The 14,867-nt window shown below is 61.0% G+C and carries 10 protein-coding genes; all 10 read right to left on the bottom strand.

Annotation, left to right across the window (positions count from 1 at the left end):
* Positions 1–898: 898 nt before the first annotated feature.
* Complete coding sequence (locus tag EG850_RS03370; protein WP_124969940.1) at positions 899–1,651, bottom strand: SHOCT domain-containing protein; 753 nt, start codon at positions 1,649–1,651, stop codon at positions 899–901.
* Entirely contained in the window at positions 1,626–3,284 is a 1,659-nt protein-coding gene (locus EG850_RS03365; protein ID WP_185714927.1) for an N-6 DNA methylase, read from the bottom strand. Before EG850_RS03365 ends, EG850_RS03370 begins: the two co-directional genes overlap by 26 nt.
* 514 nt (positions 3,285–3,798) lie before the next feature.
* Entirely contained in the window at positions 3,799–4,443 is a 645-nt protein-coding gene (locus EG850_RS03360) for an immunity protein Imm33 domain-containing protein (protein ID WP_124969934.1), read from the bottom strand.
* 17 nt (positions 4,444–4,460) lie between these two features.
* Positions 4,461–5,225, bottom strand: coding sequence for a phosphatidylethanolamine N-methyltransferase family domain-containing protein (locus EG850_RS03355; protein ID WP_124969931.1), 765 nt, complete (start codon positions 5,223–5,225; stop codon positions 4,461–4,463).
* 62 nt (positions 5,226–5,287) lie between these two features.
* Positions 5,288–7,828 (bottom strand): leucine--tRNA ligase, encoded by a 2,541-nt coding sequence (leuS, locus tag EG850_RS03350; RefSeq protein WP_235829193.1) that lies wholly within the window; start codon positions 7,826–7,828, stop codon positions 5,288–5,290.
* A 72-nt stretch (positions 7,829–7,900) separates the two neighbouring features.
* Entirely contained in the window at positions 7,901–9,613 is a 1,713-nt protein-coding gene (gene cydC, locus EG850_RS03345) for a thiol reductant ABC exporter subunit CydC (RefSeq protein ID WP_328588370.1), read from the bottom strand.
* Positions 9,610–11,283 carry a thiol reductant ABC exporter subunit CydD gene (gene cydD, locus EG850_RS03340; protein ID WP_124969925.1) on the bottom strand — a complete coding sequence of 558 codons (1,674 nt, stop codon included), beginning with the start codon at positions 11,281–11,283 and terminating at the stop codon, positions 9,610–9,612. The genes cydC and cydD overlap by 4 nt, the downstream gene beginning before the upstream one ends.
* Positions 11,284–11,465: 182 nt before the next feature.
* Positions 11,466–12,557, bottom strand: coding sequence for a cytochrome d ubiquinol oxidase subunit II (gene cydB, locus EG850_RS03335; protein WP_124969922.1), 1,092 nt, complete (start codon positions 12,555–12,557; stop codon positions 11,466–11,468).
* Positions 12,557–13,981, bottom strand: a complete 1,425-nt coding sequence (locus EG850_RS03330; RefSeq protein ID WP_124969919.1) for a cytochrome ubiquinol oxidase subunit I — start codon at positions 13,979–13,981, stop codon at positions 12,557–12,559. The genes cydB and EG850_RS03330 overlap by 1 nt, the downstream gene beginning before the upstream one ends.
* Before the next feature lie 162 nt (positions 13,982–14,143).
* Complete coding sequence (locus EG850_RS03325; protein WP_124969916.1) at positions 14,144–14,839, bottom strand: DedA family protein; 696 nt, start codon at positions 14,837–14,839, stop codon at positions 14,144–14,146.
* Between the last annotated feature and the right edge of the window lie 28 nt (positions 14,840–14,867).

Below are 14,867 nucleotides of genomic sequence, written 5' to 3'. Positions count from 1 at the left end.
CAGCAAGATTCCAGTCACTCCGAATCCATCTACCCCTGTGGATAATTCGGTTTCCACAGTGGCAGCGGTTGGAGACCACCGGCGACCCTTGCATGATGCTCATGCCGGAGATTCACACCGAAATAGAACCTGGGGGCGGCTTCGTGTGAGACACGCGCCACTCGCCGCTAATCGCACGTGCTCAATTGAGCCAAAACGGTGCGCGGCACTCCAGTCCTCGCGCCATGCCCCAGCTGGAACATAAGTCAAACACGCAACTGCGTTGACACCCACGCGGTGACGGCAAGCGGGGCACCAACACACAAGCGGAATCCTTGCGAAGGTTCAACCTCTATTGGTATGAAGACTGTATCCTGCGAGCAGGGAAAGTATGTCTCGGGAAGCGACTTCCCCCGAAACATAATTGCTGTATGATTATTTGAAGGATTGAGCTAAATGGATGAATGTATCCACGGAATGGATCATTCCTGGTGTTCAACCTGTAACAATACAGGACAATCTAGCGCAAGCCGTAATGGCTCATATGGATTTCTCGGCGGCGAGACTAAGCAAGATGTCCTAGACGATGTAACTAGGCTTCTAGGACTACCCGCAAAGAAGGTCTCGGTCGGCTCGAGTCTTCCAAGTGAAGTCTTCTCAAGTGCCGCTGAACGAGTCGGAGTTTCTTCAAGAGGATCCATGCCTGAGGTGTTGGAGCGCATTATCAAGAAGGCAGGGCACAAGTACTCTGCATCGTTTGATTCGCGAGGTTCATTGTCAGGTGGCGGATCAACGGTTACACTTGAGGGCATCCGAGCCCTTCGAACTGCTCTCAATACTTTGCTATAGGGAATGCACGAGTATCACTAATATCTGTTCTGGTGCGCGATGTTCACTTCGAACAACAATCAAGCAACATCTACGATACGACTTGATCAACAGCTTTCCGGAACTGCTCTTCCGATAACGCGCCCGCGTCCCTCAATTCCGCCAGCTTCTTGATCTCCTCAACCCGACTAGAGGCAGCAATCGGTGTCGATTCAAGAAACGGTCTTGACAGGATGGGAAAATGACCCGGAGCAAGTACAGATTTTATAAACGAGAACGGGTCGCCTTGAAAGGTTCCTTTATTCACAGCAACTTCAAACGGAATGAAATTCGCTGGACTTTCATCCCGAAACCTCTTAACGATCGTGCCAGCAAGTGTAAGGGCGTCACCCTTCTTGATTACCTGTGAGTGAATTTCAGCATGGATCTTAGGATCTACAAGGACAGCCCCACCGAAATAAGGCGCCACAAAAACCGTTGGATCTTGCCAGTCGGCGTTCGCACCATCACCCATGAAATTGGTTAAGCGAACTGTCATTGATTTATCAGATGCACTCGCCTTGACACTCCACAACCCTCGTGCCTTAGCGAGCAAGTCGGCAAGATCGAACCCATTGGAATTGTGACCTGCCGGCGCGGTCAAGACACCTGCAGACCAAGAGGCTGCAGCCAAGATCCATTCTGCTCCACCCCCAAAGAGGAATCGCAAGCCGCGATCCGATGGGTTCGCAGCCCCAACTAGAGACGCAAAGGCAAACTCGACCTCTCGCTTGACCGCGGGGTCGCTCTGGAGATGATTCCGCAGCATGTCGAATTCGCTACTGCCCGATCCCTTTGCCTGCATAGTTCCCATTCCTTCCGCCGCCATCGTCTAGGCTTGGCGACATCATATCGCTTAGTGGGAACATGGAACTGGCATAGAGCAACTTCAGATGGCTCGCGCCCGACATGGTAAGGGTATTCAGCTGAGAAACTAGCTCCGTTGAGTGTTTCACATTCTCATTCATACGGCCAGAATTCTGTTTCACAACGACATTCATCGCCTCTGAAACCCAGAGCGCCTCGACAGTTTCTCTCGATAATTCGAATTGCGGTATAGGAGTGGACATGAGCACTCGACGAGGTAATGTTACGCCACCGTCGAGCGCTCTCCACCAAAAATATGGAACCGAGGAATTGAGGACAACAGCAGCGCGATCTCGATCGGTCTCGGTTGCAAAATAAAGCGTCGCCTTAGAGCTTCGATCAAGGTTGCGTCGCGTTGCAGATATGTAGTAGCGAGGTGTGAGTCCGACATCAAGGGCCCAAATTGTTTCTCGATCAACCGCGAGATCAGCCAACGTATCTTTTGAATTCGCAAGTTTATCCCAAACCGCTTCCAAGCCCGGAGTAATTTTTACCCACTCGCCATGCGGCCCTATCCGTCGAGGAGTAAGTAGACGATGGCACTCATCGAACATGATCGCCCGGGTATTAGCACTCCAACGAATAATCGGCGTGATTAACCAATTGGCACTCCGCGGCGAGCAAACAGTAATTGCAGCGCGCACAAAATTTGTTTTCGACGTATTGTTTGAACCGAATTTGTATCCTCGAAAAAGAGTATCTGGGACGTTATCGAAAACGAAAACCTCGCCTCCTGCGAATTTCTCATCTATCACATTTCTCAGGATTTGAAATTTAGGAACTGACAGATACGAAGCTGGAGTAACCGCAATGAATCCTTTGGAACTAATTGCCACCTTCTCGAGAAAATATGCAAATAAGTCCTTTGATGCTGAGGTTCGAAAATCTGGATTTGCCTCTGTGCGAGCATACGGTGGATTGACAATTACGTAATCGTGCTCAGGAAGCATCGAGCGACCCAAGAAATCTCTTTGAATTGATCGCGCGCGTAGCTTTTGCACTGCCTCATGGTCGTCATTGTCCGCCCAATCTGCGCTCAGGATTGCGACTGCGGACTTGAGTGCGATTTCATCCTTGTCGATTAGTGAGAGTCGATCACGTACAAAAGCACCAGGATCTGGCTGCACACTGCAGAGATGCCATGAAAGGTTCCCCACGCCACAGCACGGATCCAACCAAACTCCATCGCCGAATTCGACGGATTGACTCGCCATGAATCGCGCCGCATCGTCCGGAGTAAAGTACTGACCGGCCGATTTGCGCATGTCGCGGTCAATGAGGGCAAGGAGCGCTTCGTAGCAAACTCCAACTTCACCGATAGTTAAGCCCTTGAGGTGATCCTCGCCCACCGGCTCTACGCCGATCACATCGATCAGCGTTGACGCAATGTCCGGTCTTGCCGCGGATGTTCGAGTCGCAACGGCTTGGAGCCACCGCTGACGAATCAAATCTGGACTCATGTCCGTCGAAACAAGCGCGCGAATTACGCGACCGACCTTGGATGCAGAGAACGATGATCGATTCGCATAGTCGTCGAGTGCAACCTCGTGCCCTAATCCTGGCAGTGTCAAATTAGCTCCTTCCATTTTAGCTATCAGCTATTTTATTGGACATGTCTCCACACTTGGTCCTCTTGATCGCGTGCCACGTGGGATGGCGACCATTGATTGGGCTACGCGCCTCCTGGACCATGCGTGTGGACGTGTGGACTCGAATTATCCGACTACGGCGTTGCATGGGGCTGACCGCTTGCCCCAGCCCAATCGTGACCAAATACCCACGCGTATGTCGCGACTCGTTGAGGGCATACGAGCGACATCGAACGGCCACACTTGGGGGCCGAGGGCTGGCACCGTTTACCGCTGGTAGCCGCTGTTTCGGCGGGCTCGATGAGCTCTCAGTGTCTACCTTACGCATTCGCAGACTTGCCCCGTTGTAATCATCCAGGGCATCCTCGTCGGGTGGTGGTTCAAACTCTCGTTCCTGAGGCACGCCGGCACGTTAGCCGCTGCGCTCCGCCATTGGCCGCGCGAACTCCTCCCCCTGTGGACGAATCAGATTCCACAGGCCGGTCGGTAGGGCCCGTTAGTCGCCGCGATCGTCCCAGAGGATCGTGCCGTCGTCGCCATTGAAAATCGCGCGCACATTGTCATCGGTAATGACAGCTACGACGCCAGTCGGTAGGCCCATGACATGCGCCGCAGCAGGTCTTGCGGCGAGGACTTCATAGACCTTGAGACGAGTGAGTTCGTCGACCTGCCACTCTCGGTCGGGGTCAACCTGCGGAAAGGGCTGGATAAACCAACCCGAGTCATCGGGGTTCGTCACGAACGATCTGTCGAGTTGCAGCCCCGCTGACTCTTCCCATCCGCGAGCCGCGATGACGTCCTGATTGAAGTAGACCTCGGCTGGGGTGAGACCGCAACGCCGCGGATACTCGGCCAAGAGCGCCGTTGTCGAGAGCGCAATGGTGAGGTCTTGCGATCGAGTTCCGGTGGTGTTGTCGCCCGTGAGGTTGTAGCTCGTCACCACGTAGTCATCGCCATCGGCGACCAGGAATATCGGTATCCAGCCGAACCAGATGATGAACTCGTGCGCCCACTCATCACGCTTCGACTCGAAAATGTCGAGCACATCGTTGACGAGCGGGGTGAGCGGGGCCGCAGCGGTCGCCGAGATCTGCACGCCATCGACGGTGCGGGTGGTGATTTGCGAGGTGAGATCGGTCACGCGCTCACCCTAACTTGTCACCAGATGCCTGGGATGAGCGCCTTGCGATTCGTCGGATAGTCAGGGAACTCGTCGCGGTACCAGCGGTGGTTCGCGCGCGCACGCGGCACGAGGTTGGCTGCGGTCCAGACGAAGAAAGCGAGCCCCGACCAGGTCCAGGTCAGCAGCGCAAACCCTGCCCATTCGGTGATCTCCCCGAGCAGGTTCGGACTCGACACGTAGCGGAATCCGCCGCCGTGCGGCACGTAGTAGCCGGTGTCGCCGCCCTTGCGCAGATTGATCAGCACATTGTCGCTGTGCATGTTCAGCACCATGCCACAGATGAACAGCAACATGCCGACGTTGAAGCGCGGATCAGCGAACCACGACACATCGCGATCGGCGTAGAGCGCGAACTCCCATCCGAGCAAGAAGCCGTTCATCGTGTTGAACACCGTCGACATCAAGAACATCGACAGTGGAATCTTCTTGCCGCGCGTGCGCGTGCGCCACGGGTAGATGAGCGCGCGGTTCACATAGTGGATCGTGAGGAGCGCGGCAAAGAGCAGCGTCGGCGACGACCAGGATGCATTCATCGTCGCGAACGTGCCGAAGAACGACACGAGCACGACGGCTTCCATGATGAACCAGCCGAGCTGGTTCGGGATGCCGGGGCCCCAGGCGCGAGTCTTCGTGCCGTACTGCTTGCCGTAGGGCACATCGATGAAGAGCAAGGCGATGAACGACACCACGCCCAGGCTGATCCACGCGATCACCAGCCAGATGAACCACTGCTCAGCCATAGCCCGCCTTTCATTGACTGATTAGTGAGCGTGCTTCGAGAGCCTCAGCACACCTTTCAGCTTCAGCCCTTGACGACGATGTTGACGAACTTCGGGGCCTTGGCGATGACCTTGACCACCTGCATCCCCTCAATTGCCCGCTGCGTACCGGCCGATGCGAGCGCGAGTTCCTGAAGCTCTGCATCCGAGATCGTCGGCGGCACCTCGAGACGATCGCGCACCTTGCCGTTCACCTGCACGATGGCGGTGACCGAGTCTTCGACGAGCAACTCCGGCTCAGCAGTCGGCCACACGACGTTCGCCACCGATGGCTCGTGTCCAAGGGCCTCCCACATGTCTTCGGCCACATAGGGTGCGAACATGTCGAGCACCATGGCGATCGCTTCGGCCGCCTCGCGCACGGCGGGGTCGGCAGCGCCGGGGCCCGAGTCGATCGCCTTACGGGTGACGTTCGTGAGCTCCATGATCTTCGCGACCACGACGTTGAGCTTGAACGAACCGGCAAGCTTCGGCACCTCATCGAGGAAGCGCGCGACGGCGCGGCGCACGGCGACGTCGCCCGAAGCGAAGTCAACACCCGGCTCCGACGCGACATCCTGCGCAACGCGCCAGGCGCGCGCGAGGAACTTGCCCGAACCTGCCACCGACACATCAGCCCAGTCGACGTCTTCTTCCGGCGGCGAAGCGAAGAGCATCGTCGTGCGCACCGCGTCGACACCGAAGGCGTCAAGCTCGTCGCCGAGCTTCACGAAGTTGCCCTTCGACTTCGACATCTTCGCGCCATCGAGGATGACCATGCCCTGATTCATCAGCTCGCTGAACGGCTCATCGAAGTCGAGGTGACCGAGGTCGAAGAGCACCTTGGTGATGAAGCGGGCGTAGAGCAGGTGCAAGATCGCGTGCTCAATACCGCCGATGTACTGGTCGACCGGTGCCCAGCGCTTGGCTTCGGCCGGGTCAAACGCCTGGGTGTCATCGTTCGGCGAGAGGAAGCGCAGGAAGTACCACGACGAGTCGACGAAGGTGTCCATCGTGTCGGTGTCGCGCACCGCGGGGCGACCGTCGGGGGTCGTCGTCGTCTTCCACTCGGTGGCGGCGCCGAGTGGCGATGTGCCCTTGGGCTTGAGGTCGAGGCCCTCACCCTCGGGCAGGCGCACCGGCAACTGCTCGAACGGCACCGGCACCTCGTTGCCGTCTTCGTCATAGAGAATCGGGATGGGGGTGCCCCAGTAGCGCTGGCGCGAAATGAGCCAGTCGCGCAGGCGGAAGTTCTTCGCCGCCCGGCCCGTGCCGCGCTCTTCGAGGAGCGCCACCGCCGCCGGAATCGCCTCGGCCTTCGTGAGTCCATCAAGCGGACCCGACGCCACCAGGCGCCCCTCGCCCGCAGTTGCGACGCCCGTCACCGACGGGTCAACCTCGGCGAACGTGAGCTTGCGGCCCTCGGCATCGACCGGTGCATCCGGTGTCTGGGTCACGTCGATGACGACGCGCACCGGCAGATCGAACTGGCGCGCGAACGCAAGGTCGCGCTCGTCGTGCGCAGGCACAGCCATGATCGCGCCATGACCGTAATCGGCGAGCACATAGTCACTCGTCCAGATGGGCAGACGTTCGCCATTGAGCGGGTTCACGCCGTACCGCTCGAGGAAAATACCGGTCTTTGGGCGGTCAGTGTTCTGCCGGTCGATCGAACCAAGCTTCTGCGTCGCGGTGAGGTACTCCGCAAACTGCGCCTTGATCTCATCCGAGGCACCCTCAACGAGCTGGGCCGCGAGGTCGCTATCGGGCGCGACCACCATGAACGTGGCGCCGTAGAGCGTGTCGGGACGGGTCGTGTAGACCGTCACCGGTGCATCCAGCCCCTCGATGACGAAGTCGACATCGGCACCGTGCGAGCGACCGATCCAATTGCGCTGCATCGTGAGCACCTTGTGCGGCCACTTGCCCTCGAGCCGGTCGAGGTCGTCAAGCAGGCGGTCGGCGTAGTCAGTGATGCGCAGGAACCACTGCGTGAGCTTCTTCTTCACCACGATCGCGCCGGAGCGCTCCGAGGTGCCATCGGCAAGCACCTGCTCGTTGGCGAGCACGGTCTGGTCGACCGGGTCCCAGTTGACCAGCGATTCCTTGCGATATGCGAGACCCTTGCGGTACATCTCAAGGAACAGCCACTGGTTCCACTTGTAGTACTCGGGGTCGGAGGTGTGGATCACCCGGTTCCAGTCGAAGCTCGCGGCGTAGCGACGCATCGATTCGCGCTGTTGGGCGATGTTGTCGTACGTCCAGTCCTTCGGCGCACCACCGCGCTTGATCGCCGCGTTTTCGGCGGGCAGACCGAACGAGTCCCAACCGATCGGGTGCAACACGTTGAAGCCCTGGTGGCGCCAGAAACGCGCCACCGCGTCACCGAGGGCGTACTGCTCGGCGTGACCCATGTGCAGATCGCCCGAGGGGTACGGGAACATGTCGAGCACGTACTTGCGTGGGCGCTCGTCATCAGCCTTTGTCGTGTCGAAGGGCTCAAGCTCATCCCAGATCGGCCGCCACTTTGCCTCGAGACGGCGGAAGTCGTAATCATTGCGGTCGTCGTCGCGCTCAGCGGTCACTGCGTTCGCTTCTTTCAGATCGGGGATGAACTTCCCCATTCTAGCCGCGCGCAGACGTTGTCTTGTGGCTGGCTATTGTGCCGCGAGATGCACGCGCTGCGTCACAAGCGCCGGGTCAATCGGCGTGTGGCTGATGATGATCACGGTGTCGTCGACGCCTGCCGCACCGATGAGGTCGGCGATGAGCTGATCGGCACGACCCGGGTCGACGTTCGCGGTCGGCTCGTCGAGCACGAGCACGCGGAAATCAGCGAGGAGAGCCCGCGCGAGCGCAATGCGCTGCGCCTGTCCGCCGGAGACGAGCGCGCCCCGTTCGCCAACGGGCGCGTCGAGACCGCCGCGCTCGCGCATCCAGGCACCGAGACCAACGCGTTCGATTGCGGCTTCGAGTTCGTCGTCACTCGCGGTGTCGCGGGCGAAGAGGAGGTTCTGCCGGATGCTGTCGTCAAAGATGTGCGCACGTTGCTCGATGAGCCCGATACGGCGGCGCAATTCATCGGGGTCGACGTCGCGCGCTTCTACCCCACCGACGCGGAAGCTGCCGCGGTACTCAAGGAAGCGCACGAGCACATTCGCGAGCGTCGTCTTGCCGGCACCCGATTCGCCAGCGAGCAGCATCCGGGCGCCCGCGGGGATGCGCAGGCTGAGATTCGAGACGGCGTCGCGGTCAGCGTGCGGCCAGCGTGCCGAGAGGTCTGCGAGTTCAAGGTCGAGCGGGCCTTCCGGCATCGGCGTCGAACCGGAGGCTACGGGAATCTCAGCCGGGATCTCGGCCGGCGCGACGGTGGCGATGCGCCCCGCCGAGACTCGCACGCGGCGCCAGGCGGCCACGGCCTGCGGCACGAGCGCAAACACTTCAAAGAGTGCGAGCGGCACGAGCGCAATGAGCGTGAGGAACTCGGGGATCATCGTGCCAGCGACGACCGGGTCAACACCCCAGAACAGCGCCACCACCGTCGCAACGCCAGCAAAGAGCGTCATCGCACCGGTGACTACGCCTGCGCCGAATGACGAGCGGCGCAGTGCTTCGCTCAGCTCGCGATCAGCCACCTCGATGCGCTCAAGCTGCGTATCGAGTGCGTCGTAAGCGCGCAGGGTGTCGAGATTCGTGATGGTGTCGTGCACGAGGTCGCCGAGGCGAGCGCGCAGCGGCGCGATCGCGCGGTCGGCGCCACCGGCGATACGAGCCTGCGCAAGGGTCGCGATGATGAACGAGAGCGCGAGGCAGACGAGCAGGGTGAGTGCCGCCGGCACCGAAATGAGCGCGATACCGGCCACCGCCAGGAGCGCCGTAATCGTCGAGGTGATGAGCGGTTCGGCAACGCGCAGCGGCAGGAATTGCAGCTCGTCAACGTCATCGACGAGCCGGGCAAGCAGGTCGCCGCGGCCGGTGCGACCGAGCCCCGCCGGCGCGAGCGGCACGAGCCGATCGAGCAGGCCCACCCGCATCGCCGCAAGCTGTCGGAATGAGGCATCATGCCCCTGCAGCTGCTTGAGGTAGCGGAAGACGCCTCGTCCAAGCGCGAACATGCGCACGGCAACGATCGGGATGCCGAGCCAAAGAATATGGATGATGAGTTCGGCACGAGTGATGAGGAACGCGCTCGTCGCGAGGAGCGCCACCACCGAGATCGCCCAGAGCACACCCCAGGCGATGGTCGGCACCATGCGCCGGGCCGGCGGCATCGCGAGTTCGAGCACCCGCCGCTCGTCGGGGTCGAGGCCGAGCATGCGGTCGAGCGGGCGCGACTGGGTGGCGTCGGGCGCGCGAGTCTCGGTGCTCAATCGGCACCTCCCGCTACGGATGCAGTGCTCACGATCGTGCGCACCTCTAGTACCCGGTCGGCCGCATCCACAACCGCGGGCCGGTGGCTCACGACGATGACCGCGCGTCCCTCTTCGGCGAGAGTGCGCAGGGCCGCAATGATGACCTGCTCACGTTCGGCGTCGAGCGCACTCGTCGGCTCATCGGCAAGCACGAGCGCCGCATCAATCGCGCGAGCGCGGGCGATCGTGCGGGCGAGCGCGAGCCGCTGCGCCTGGCCGCCCGAGAGGCCCTCACCGCCAACACCGAGTTCGCGCGCTGGGTCGAGCCAGTCGAGACCCGCGAGATTGAGTGCATCCTGCACTGCCTCGTCGCTGAGCTCGGGGCGGCCGAGCGCGACGTTGTCACGCACCGTGCCCTGCATGAGCGAGGGTGATTGCCCCATCCATGCAAGATGATTGTGCGCATAAGCCGCCGAGAGTTCGGCACCATCGAGTTCGCGGATTCCAGTCGCGTCGGCGGCATCGAGCTCACCGCGAATGAACGCGAGCAAGGTCGACTTACCGGCGCCCGACTCCGCCACGATCGCGGTGACCTGGCCGCGAGCAAAGGATGCATCCAGCGCGTCAAGCACCGGGCGGCCGTCGTAGGCGACGGTCACGTCGCGCAATTCGAGCCCGGTGCGCAGGCGGGGCGCGGTCTCGGCATCGGGACGCGCCGACTCAGCGTCACTCACGCTTGCCGCGCGCTCAATGATCACGAAGACCCGTTGCGAGGCAGTGACGCCCTCGGACGCCGCGTGGAATTGCGCACCGACCTGACGCAACGGCGCAAACACCTCGGGGGCAAGGATGAGTGCCATGAGTCCGGCTTGCAGCGCCATGTCATTGTCGATAAGCCGGATGCCGATCTGCACTGCCACGAGCGCCACGGCGAGTGAGGCGAAGAGTTCTAGCGCGAAACCCGACAGGAACGAGAGCCGCAGCACCTTCATGGTTGAGCGACGGTAATCCTCGGTAATTGCGGCGACCCGGTCTCGCTGGCGACGCGCACGGCCAAAGACCTTGAGCGTCGAAAGCCCGGCAATGATCTCGAGGAACGAGTTCGCGAGCGTCGTGAGCGAATCGAACTGCTGTCGCTGCACCCGTTGGGTCGCCCACCCGATCAAAATCATGAACAGCGGAATCACCGGGATAGTGAGCACCTCGGTGATCGCGGACACCGGGTCAACCAGGAAGGTGAAGCCGATGAGGAGCGGCATCGCGGTGAATGTGAGGATGAGTTGCGGCAGGTATTTGCCGAAGTAGGGGTCGAGCGCCTCGAGCCCGTGGGTGGCGAGCGTCGTCACCTCGGTGGTGGAGCCACCGAGCCGCGTCGGTCGGAGCTTTGCGACCGCGCGCATGAGTTCTGCGCGTAGCTCCATCTTGGCGCGGGCAGCTGCTTGGGCACCGGCGACTTCGGTGAGCCACTGGGTGGCGGCGCGAACCACGATAAACGCAAGTGCGCCCCAGAGGAATGGCGCAAGCGCTCCGGCACCCTGGCCATCAATTGCTCGCACGATGACGAGCGAAATGCACCAGGCGAAACCGATCATCGCGAAGGTCTGCACGACGCCGATCAATCCGCCGAGCACCAAGAACGCACGGGATGAGCGAGCGTAGCGAAGCAGGCGGGGATCAAGCGGTTTCACGGTGCCTCCACTTTAGTCCGGCGAGATTTCGCGAACCCGAAGAGAGCGCGTCGGCCAAGTGGAGCAAAAACAGGCATCATCCGGCGCATATCGCCGGATGACCCTTGTTTCTGCACCACTTCGCCGACCCCAGAAACGAAATCAGGCCCCCGGAGGTCTCCGAGGGCCTGATTATTCAGCGACTACGCGCCGACGTGCTCCACCGCAGGCGATTCCGCCTCGGCAATGAAGTCGTCGCGACGCAGGCGCTTGCGGAAGGTCCAGAATGACCACGCCTGGTAGGCGATGACAAACGGCATGATGAACAGGAACGCCCACGACATGATTTCCAGCGTCGTCTGGCTTGCCGAACCGCTGTAGATGGTCATATCGCGGCCACCCTCGATGAGGTTCTTCATGAGCATGTGCTCGCCACCGTGCGAGAAGAAGAGCGTCGAGAAGAGCCCGCCAACCGCGCCAATGATGGTGACGACACCGAAACCGAACGCAGCCCCATCCTTACCCATGAGGTTCGCCACCCACGAGGCGACGAACGCGAGCACTGCGATGAGGCAAAGCACGAGCGTCGGCACGCTGAAGTAGGCGATGACGGTCCAGCCGAGGAAGGCGATCGCGAGCACCGCGACGGCCACACCAACGAGAGTCGCGAGGCGCTTCGCGCGTTGCTGCAGCTCACCATCGGTCTTGCGCGTGATGAACACGAGGCCGTGGTAGAAGAACAGCGCGAGCGTCGTGAGGCCACCGAGCAGCGAGTAGAAGTTGAGCAGATCGAAGAACGTGCCCGAGTAGTTGTAGTGGAAGGTGAGTTCACCGGTGACATTGGTGCCACCCGCGACTGCCTCAACCATCGGCATACCGCGCACGATGTTCGCGAAGGCGACACCCCACAGCAGCGCCGGGATCGCCGAGCCCCAGAAGATCATGCCGTCGAACCAGCGGGTCCACTGCACGCCCTTGCCCTGGTGGCGGTACTCAAACGAGACGCCGCGCACAATCAGTGCGATGAGGATGACGAACAGTGCCAGGTAGGCACCGGCGAAGATCGTGCCGTACCACTCAGGGAAGGCGGCGAACAGACACGCACCGGCGACGATGACCCAGGTCTCGTTGAGGTCCCAGATCGGGCCGATGGTGTTGATGAGTACGCGACGGTCGGTGTCGTCCTTGCCCACGAAGGGCAGGGCGATGCCAACGCCGAAGTCGAAGCCGTCGAGGACGAAGTACCCGATGAACAGGAATCCGACGATCCAGAACCAGAGAATCTGCAGATCCATTAGTAGACGCTCGCTTTCACCTTGAGGTCTTCGACGTTTTCAACGACGCCGTCTTCATTGGCCGCTTCGACCTGGATGGGGTCGGATTGCGCCGCCTTGAGCAGCAGCTTGAGTTCGACCACGGCGAGGATGCCGTAGACGAGCGTGAAGCCGACGAGCGAGAGGAGCACCGTGAGGCCGGTGACATTGGGTGAGACACCGTCTTCGGTCTTCATCAGACCGAACACGATCCACGGCTGGCGCCCCATTTCGGTGAACACCCAACCGATGAGGATGCCCCAGAGTGGGAAGGTGGCGGTCCAGATCGCGATGTTCCAGTGCCACGGCTTCGTGTCGTAGCTCTTGCGGGTGACGATGAGGCCGATGAAGGCGATTGCCATGGCGGCGAAGCCGAAGAACATCATCCAGCGGAACGACCAGTAGGTGATCCAGATGATCGGCATGTAGTCGCCAGCACCGTAAAGGGCGGTGTAGTCGGCCTGCAGGTCGTTGAGACCGTGCACGGTGCCTTCGAACGAGTTCGTGGCGAGGAAGGCCGCGAGATACGGGATGCGCAGTGACCAGACCTCGTGCGCGCCATCTGGCGTACCAATCGAGAAGAGCGAGAAGGATGCATCCGCGCCCGAAGACGTCGCATACATGGCCTCGGCCGCGGCCATCTTCATCGGCTGCGTCTCGGTCATTGCCAGGCCGAGCGAGTGACCCGAAATCATGATGCCGAAGCCCGAGATGAGCACACCCCAGAGGCCGAACTTCAGCGCCGGGCGGAAGGTCTCAATGTGCTGGCCCTTCTTGAGGTGCCAGGCGGCGGTCGCAACGATGATCGTGCAGGCAAGCATGACCGAGGCGGTCAGTGTGTGCGGCAGCTGCGTGAGCGCCACCGGGTTGAAGAGCACGGCGCCAAAGTCGACGAGCTCGGCACGACCCGTTTCGGCGTTGAGTTCGTAGCCGACCGGATTCTGCATGAACGCATTCGCGGCGAGGATGAAGTAGGCCGAGACCCAGGTGCCGACCACGGTCATCCAGATGGTGATGAGGTGGACGCCGGGCTTGAGCTTGTTCCAGCCGAAGATCCACAGACCAATGAAGGTCGCTTCCATGAAGAAGGCGAGCAGGCCCTCGAACGCGAGCGGTGCACCAAAAATGTCACCGACAAAGCGCGAGTAGTTTGACCAGTTCATACCGAACTGGAACTCCTGCACGATGCCGGTGACGATGCCCATCGCAAAGTTGATGAGGAACATCTGACCGAAGAAGCGGGTGAGCTGCAGGTAGACGACCTTGCCGGTGCGCACCCAGGCGGTCTGCCAGATCGCGACCGCGAGCACCATGCCCAGCGTGATCGGCACGAACAAGAAGTGGTACAGCGTCGTCAGGCCAAATTGCCATCGAGACAGAACGAGCGGATCCAGTAAGGCGTCCACGAAACCCTCCGATTGAATGAGGAATGGTACGAGTTCGCTGGGATCTCGGTTTCGACTTGATTTCTCAGCGAAGACTCCGCCGCCAGTCTAGTCCTCTGGGTGAACGGATGAACGCCATTCACTATTTGTACGAATCCCTCGCGCGGTCAGGCGTAGGTTTCGTCACTCGCTTGCAAACTCGGATGCGTCCACATCCTTTTTGCGCTCGGAGTCGAGTTCAGCATCGACCTCGGCGTCGACGCGGCGCGAGAGCATCCGCTTGACCAACCACATCCCGACCAGGAACAGCACGATCACCGCGACAAAGATGTAGCCCGCCCAGTGCAGGCGTTGACCGAGCTGGGCATAGCTTGCGGTCGCGAGCGCCCCGGCCGACACATAGGCAAGCGCCCAAATGGTGCAGGCGGGGGCAGTCCAGGCCATGAACTTGCGATAGGGCATGCGCGCGATGCCGGCGGTTGCTGGCACGAGTGAGTGCAGCACCGGCAAGAAGCGCGAGATAAACACCGCCACTCCCCCGCGCCGATGCAGGAACGCTTCGGCGGCGGCCCAGCGCTTCGCGCCGATCTTGCGGCCGAGCCACGAGCGTTGCAACGGTTCACCGAGCCAGCGACCAATGAGGTAGCCGAGCGATTCGCCGCAGAGCGCGCCGATGATGCCGGCCGCGACGAGTGCCGCCCACGCACCCCAGTTCGTCACGCCGGTCGAGGCGACCAGAAGCACCGTATCCCCGGGCACGATGAGCCCGATGAGCAGGCTCGTTTCCAGCAGAATCGCCAAGCCAGCGAGCAGGAATCTCAGCACCGGGTCAATCTGTTGCACGGTACTAATCAGCCAGTCAATGAGCTCGTTGAGCATCCCACCAGCCTCGCAGAGGCCCGCCGCG

This window comes from Gulosibacter macacae (genome assembly GCF_003865375.1).
Classification (GTDB): domain Bacteria; phylum Actinomycetota; class Actinomycetes; order Actinomycetales; family Microbacteriaceae; genus Gulosibacter; species Gulosibacter macacae.
This window is presented reverse-complemented; position numbering and strand designations above follow the sequence as displayed.